Below are 830 nucleotides of genomic sequence, written 5' to 3' on the forward strand. Positions count from 1 at the left end.
CTCCCACCTATCCTGTACATGGAATACCGAGATCCAATATCAAGCTACAGTGAAGCTCCATGGGGTCTTTCCGTCTAGTTGCGGGAAACCGGCATCTTCACCGGTACTACAATTTCGCCGGGCGGGCTGTTGAGACAGTGCCCAAATCGTTACGCCATTCGTGCGGGTCAGAACTTACCTGACAAGGAATTTCGCTACCTTAGGACCGTTATAGTTACGGCCGCCGTTTACTGGGGCTTAAGTTCGCACCTTCGCTTGCGCTAAGCACTCCCCTTAACCTTCCAGCACCGGGCAGGCGTCACCCCCTATACGTCATCTTTCGATTTAGCAGAGAGCTGTGTTTTTGCTAAACAGTCGCTTGGGCCTTTTCACTGCGGCCTGCTCTCGCAGGCGCCCCTTATCCCGAAGTTACGGGGCCAATTTGCCGAGTTCCTTAACAACCCTTCTCCCGTTGGCCTTAGAATACTCATCCCATCTACCTGTGTCGGTTTGCGGTACGGGCACCTTAGTATACACTAGAGCTTTTCTCGTCTCTCTCGCCAGTTACTTCCCTACTATATTTCGGTCCCTTACGCCCGGGGCAACCATCGCCCGGGATAACCTTAAAGAAAGCGTCCCTCTAGCTTAAATGTTCGGTGGTTACGGAATTTCTACCGTATGTGCATCGCCTACGCCTTTCGGCCTGAGCTTAGCTCCCGACTAACCTTGGGCGGACGAACCTTCCCCAAGAAACCTTAGATTTTCGGCCATTATGATTCTCACATAATTCTCGCTACTTATTCCGGCATTCTCACTCGTATGCAGTCCACCAGTGCTTCCGCTCTGACTTC

Annotated in this window: 1 rRNA gene; it reads right to left on the minus strand. The window is 52.2% G+C overall.

The window, feature by feature from the left end:
- Nucleotides 1-830: ribosomal RNA gene (locus tag IEY11_RS14575) — 23S ribosomal RNA — on the minus strand; the annotation flags it as partial.

The sequence above is a fragment of the Butyricicoccus faecihominis genome (assembly GCF_014648015.1).
Lineage (GTDB): Bacteria > Bacillota > Clostridia > Oscillospirales > Butyricicoccaceae > Agathobaculum > Agathobaculum butyriciproducens.